The 5165-nt window shown below is 59.6% G+C and carries 5 protein-coding genes; 2 read left to right on the plus strand and 3 right to left on the minus strand.

Annotated elements, in window-relative coordinates; genetic code table 11:
* Positions 1–311 precede the first annotated feature (311 nt).
* Positions 312–1853 (plus strand): glycogen synthase GlgA, encoded by a 1542-nt coding sequence (gene glgA / locus NW820_RS09730; RefSeq protein WP_414399358.1) that lies wholly within the window; start codon positions 312–314, stop codon positions 1851–1853.
* A gap of 45 nt (positions 1854–1898) precedes the next feature.
* The gene (locus NW820_RS09735) at positions 1899–2519 is read left to right on the plus strand and encodes a hypothetical protein (RefSeq protein ID WP_414407374.1); all 621 of its coding nucleotides are present in this window, start codon (positions 1899–1901) and stop codon (positions 2517–2519) included.
* On the opposite strand, the gene rsmD is transcribed toward NW820_RS09735, so the two are convergent.
* From rsmD to NW820_RS09750, 3 genes are read right to left on the minus strand one after another with little or no spacing between them, the layout of a single operon-like run.
* Positions 2516–3067, minus strand: a complete 552-nt coding sequence (gene rsmD, locus NW820_RS09740; protein ID WP_414407375.1) for a 16S rRNA (guanine(966)-N(2))-methyltransferase RsmD — start codon at positions 3065–3067, stop codon at positions 2516–2518. The two genes, NW820_RS09735 and rsmD, sit on opposite strands and share 4 nt — an antisense overlap.
* A 9-nt stretch (positions 3068–3076) precedes the next feature.
* Complete coding sequence (locus NW820_RS09745; protein ID WP_414407376.1) at positions 3077–3991, minus strand: Sll0314/Alr1548 family TPR repeat-containing protein; 915 nt, start codon at positions 3989–3991, stop codon at positions 3077–3079.
* 12 nt (positions 3992–4003) lie between these two features.
* Entirely contained in the window at positions 4004–4765 is a 762-nt protein-coding gene (locus NW820_RS09750; RefSeq protein WP_414407377.1) for a HEAT repeat domain-containing protein, read from the minus strand.
* Positions 4766–5165: the final 400 nt, after the last annotated feature.

Consider the following 5165-nt stretch of genomic DNA (forward strand, 5'->3'; position numbering starts at 1 on the left):
CGACGATGTCGAACCATCCTCGCTCCTGACGCACGCGCCCTACCGCTATGGTCATAGGACGATATCTCCAGAACAATGACGACGAATAAAGTGCAATACAGCAGCGCCCACAACAGTTCTGAGCAGCACTGTCCTTCCATCTTACGAAAAATCAATAAGTTGCAACATAACCTCAAGATGAGGCGCTGCATCAGCTCATCCGGCGCAGGGATCCCTTGTGTTTTAGGATGGGAAGGGTTTTGGCTGAGGGCAACTGAGCCGGGATCCGTTCACGGCGGCGGAGCGGAGCCCACAACACCAGGGAGGGCAGCGTGGTTCAAGCCAGGATTTTGTTCGCAGCGGCAGAGGCAGCACCTTTGGCCAAGGTGGGGGGCATGGCGGATGTGGTGGGATCCCTGCCTGTCGTTTTGCGCAAGCTGGGTCAGGATGTCCGCATCATCATGCCTCTGTATGGCTTTCTCTGGGACAAGTTCGGCCAGGAACCGGGGCAATACCCCCGCTCGAAAGATCCCATCTGGTCTAAACAGGTCATGGGTCAGGTGGCCGATATTTACGAAAGCGTTTTGCCCGGCACCGATGTGCCCCTCTACTTGGTCAGCCACTACTGCTTTGCTCCCCACCGCATCTACTACGGCGAGGACGAGTTCTGGCGCTTCACCTTTTTTGCCAACGCCGTAGCCGAATTTGCCTGGACTTACTACCCCTGGAAACCCAACATCATCCACTGCCACGATTGGCACACCGGCATGATCCCGGCCTGGATGCACCAAGCTCCCGATATTGGCACGGTGTTCACCATCCACAACCTGGCCTACCAAGGGCCCTGGCGCTGGCAACTGGAGCGCATGACCTGGCTGCCCTGGTATTTTTCTGCCCACAACACCATGGCTGCCGGGATCCTCTACGCCGACCAAGTGAACACCGTCTCGCCCACCTATGCGATGGAAATTCGCACCCCTCTGCATGGGGAAGGACTGCAGGACTTGTTGGCCTGGAAAGGGGAACGGCTGCGCGGAATTTTGAATGGGATCGACATCGATAGGTTTGATCCCCGCACCGACCCAGACCTAGAGGCCAATTTCAGCATCGATGATCTCAGCGGGCGGGCGACCAACAAAGCCACGCTACAGGCCAAGTTGGGCTTGACCGTTAACCCAGATACCTTCCTGATGGGCATGGTGGCCCGTTTGGTGGAGCAAAAAGGGATCGACTTGCTCATCCAAGCCTTGGATCGCTTTTTGGCCTACAGCGACGCGCAATTTGTTTTGCTGGGAGGCAGCGGCGAAGCCTACTACGAAGGGCGGATCCGGGAGATGGCCGAGCGGCACCCGGGCAAAATGGCCTACCAAAAAGGCTACCAACCCAAGCTGGCCCAGTTGATCTACGGGGGGGCAGATGCGTTTTTGATGCCCAGCCGCTTTGAGCCCTGCGGCATCAGCCAGATGATCGCCATGCGCTATGGGTGTGTGCCCATTGTCCGCCGCACGGGAGGGCTGGTGGATACCGTCAGCCACCACATCCCCAGCAAGGGGATCGGCACCGGCTACTGCTTTGACCGCTACGAAGCCCTGGACTTCTACACCTGTCTGGCGCGGGCTTGGGAAGCCTTCCAGCACAAAGAAACTTGGCAAGCGCTGCAGAAGCGGGGCATGGCCAGCGATTTCAGTTGGCACCGCTCAGCGCTGGAATACCTGCGCATGTATGAGCTGATTCTCAACCTACCGCTGCTGCCGGAAAAGCCTCCAGAGCCACCCAACTCGCCCAGCTCCTCTCCGCCCAAGCTCAAGAAGCCCATCTCCTCCCAGCCTCGCTCCAAAGGGATCCCTGAGCTGCAGCAAAGGCCCGAGGAGTAGGGTAGAGTGGAACGGGTCAAAAAAGGTTTTGGGGGTTACCCGCACATGATTGGACGACGTCCCGCTGTTGCTTCCCAAGGCTGTCGCCAGGACGCCATCGCACAGGGGCTCAGCCTTCTGCGCCGTTCTTGGGCGCGGTTGGTTTTCGGCGTACTGCTCGGCCTTGTCCTGGGCATGGGCTCCACCTTCTGGGCCACTGCTCAGCAGCTCCCCACCGGGCAACAGCTTATTCCCAATCCGCAGCAGTTTCGCGCCCTAGAGCAGCCCAGCAGCGCCCTCAGCGCATTGCGAGCCGAACAACTGGCCGCCGAAGCCAATGCCGCCATCCAAGCGCAAAACTACGACCAGGCTGTCGAGCTGCTGCAACAGGTGTTCAACGCCTACAACCAGCGCTCCAACTACCACCAAGATCTCTCCCGCGCCTTCGCCGGGATCCAAAACCGCATCTCCGAAGAACAGCGGGAGCTGGCCCGTGTTGCCGCCCAAGCCCGGGATCAAGCCGCCTACGATTTGGCCGTGGTCTATCGCGCCGCCGGGCGACCGGAAGAGGCTGTGGGCTGGCTGATCCAGGTCATCAACAGCCAGGGCCCAACCCGCGAGCTGGGCACCCAAGCCTACCAGCAGCTCTTGGAAATCGGCTTCGTCAGCACTCCCTTCCCCAGCTAGAGCTGCTCTTCCAGATTGCGATAGAAAGCCAGCGCCGTTTGCCCATAGGTTCGTTGGTCAAAGCGCAGCAGGGATCCCACCTGGTCTGGTAGCTTCTGGCCGCTGCGATGCTCGACGATCAAGGTTCCGCCTGGCTTGAGCAAGGGCGGGATCAGGGGCAGGAGCGGGGCGTACAGACCGGCCTCGTAGGGAGGAGCAAAGTACACGTAATCAAATGGCTCCAAGTTCAGGCCGCGGCTGAGCAGCTTGCGGGCATCTCCCTGAATGACCTGGAAAGATTGCCCCAGCTGCGCCACCTTGGCCCAGTTGGCTCGGATGATGCGGCAGGCAGGGGCGGCAATCTCGATCCCGGCCACAAAAGCGGCCCCCTGACACAGAGCTTCTGCTCCCACCGTACCGGCCCCACAGCACAGATCCAGCCAGCGACAGCCTTCCACCTGCCCTTGCAAGATGTTGAACAAGGCCTGCCTCACCCGGCCAGGTGTGGGTCGAGTGCCCAAGCCAGTGGGAGTTTGCAGCGCTCGTTTGCCGCTGATGCGCAGGCTCATGGGATCCCTTCAGGGGCTAGGCGTGGCCGGCAACTGGCCGGTCAACCCACTGCGTTGGGCGGCGCGATCCCGCTCCATCTGGATTTGCTCCACCAAAGGTTGGGGCAGTTGGGCGGAAGCTTGCAGGGCCTGATCGAAAAGGGGGACGGCCTCTCGGTCTTGCCCTTTGGAAACCAAAATTTGCGCCTTGAGGTAGTAAAGCTCGGGGTTGCTGCAAGAAGCAGCAATGGCTCGATCCACCGCCTCCAGCGCCTCGTCAAAGCGCTGCATATCCCGGTAGGCCAGAGCTTGGCCGCGGTAGGACAGATAGTCAGGCGCTGCCATCCGAAACTGATTTAGAGCCTTCTCCCGGTAGGTCAGCAGCAAATCCATGTAGCCGTTGAGCAGATTGAGCTCCGGATCGCTGCTGTCCACTGCTTGGGCGGCCCGAATGGAAGCAAACAATTGATTGAGGGTGGGCAGAGCTTTGGGCAAACCGATGACCACCCCATCTCGCACCACTATGTTGGCTGCCTCCAGCCCATAGCCCACGCCCTCATAAAGGTTGCCCCGCAGGGGATCCGTCTTTTTCAACTCGGCGGCCACCTGTCGGGTTTGAGTGGCCAACTGGGCAAATGCTTCCAGGTCTCCCTCCTGATAAGCCAGCGCCGCCAACAGGGCATAGACCATCGGCTCTTCGGGGGAGGCCTTCTTGGCCATTTCCAGTTTTTCCCGGCTCTGGCTGTAGCGGCCTGCACAGAAGAACTCTTCAAAAGCTGCCGCCACCTCCGGCCTGATGGGGCGGGCATTGTCCCCGCTGCGGAAGGGATCCTGCGCCCAAACGGGCAGAGCGGATCCCCACACCCAACAAATCACCCCCAGCAGTTTGCCCAGCCTGCTCATTTTGCCGATACTCATCCCCAGTGCCTCAACTCCCACCCCCATCTAACCCTCTCTTCAGCGCAGCAGTTGGGCAATCGAAGCAATAGCGGCATCTTGAACCAACTCATTGGGCTCATAGGCCAGAAGATCGTGCAAGGGACCCAAGGCGCGCGGATCCCCAATTTGGCCGAGGGCACGGGCCGCCGCCTCCCGCACCACCGGCTCATCGTCCGCAAGCTTGGTCAGCAAAGCCGGCACCGCCTCCACCACCCGCATTTGCCCCAACCGGTAAATGGTTTGCAGTTGAGCCTCAAGAGGGGTTGCTGGGAGAGCAGAGCTGTACACAGAAATACCCGCAGAACCGTCGGAGGAGTAGCCGCCATAGGCCATCGAGATGGCCGAGAGAGCCTGCAACGCCTCTAGGGCACGAGATCGCTCTGCCCCGCTCATCTGGGGCAATTGAGCCACCAGATCATCAAAAGCTTGCTGCACAGGATCGACAGCCGCAACCTGTTGGGCAATGCGAGTTAATTGGCGATCCGCCTGCACCTGCTGCCAAGACTGGAACGCTGCCAGACCTGCCACTATCAAAGCCGCATCGGCCAGAATGGCCAACAGCGCCATTCCTCCCCAAATCTTGCTGCGACGGCTGAGCCTTTGCATTTGCTTGTCCACATAGACAAAGGCTTGGTGCTGCCGTTCCCAAAAGTCGGGGGCCACCTGCAGAGTTTGAGCGCTCAGATCGGGAGACAGAAGGTTTTCCTCGCGAGCTACCTCTAGGCTCTGTAGCCTTTGATTCAAGCGAGAAAATTGTTTCGTCCAGAGCCAAGTAAACATCAGGTCACGTCCTCTCTGCAAACCTGCCATCGAGAACCAAGTCTTGCTGACACAACATTGTGCAGGACATTGTGCGGGAACATTATGCGGGCTGTGCTGGCGTTCAGTGTCAGGCAAGGTTGGCCCACTTTCCCCTGGGATCCCAGAGGGGGAGCTTATGCGACAGGATAACAAAAGCGTCAGCTCCCCACCACCGGTCTTTACCCTAGAATCGCAGGATGCTTCTCAGTGTAGAGAGGCCGACGAAGGACGCAGAGAGGTTGACCGCGCTTGTGTGAGTGCTATGCACCGCTTCGCAACCGAGAGAACTCAAAGGCTACCGCGTCCAGCTTCCCGACACCCGGCTGACCGCTTGATCCATTCTGCCGCTGCCTGAGGAGATGCCATGACCACTGCCCTC

The organism is Synechococcus sp. R55.7, from assembly GCF_047461955.1.
Classification (GTDB): domain Bacteria; phylum Cyanobacteriota; class Cyanobacteriia; order Thermostichales; family Thermostichaceae; genus Thermostichus.

Coding starts and splice junctions, on each gene's coding strand:
- NW820_RS09735 (WP_414407374.1), top strand. CDS start 1,899: ATGATTGGACGACGTCCCGCTGTTGCTTCCCAAGGCTGTCGCCAGGAC.
- rsmD (WP_414407375.1), bottom strand. CDS start 3,067: ATGAGCCTGCGCATCAGCGGCAAACGAGCGCTGCAAACTCCCACTGGC.
- NW820_RS09745 (WP_414407376.1), bottom strand. CDS start 3,991: ATGGGGGTGGGAGTTGAGGCACTGGGGATGAGTATCGGCAAAATGAGC.
- NW820_RS09750 (WP_414407377.1), bottom strand. CDS start 4,765: ATGTTTACTTGGCTCTGGACGAAACAATTTTCTCGCTTGAATCAAAGG.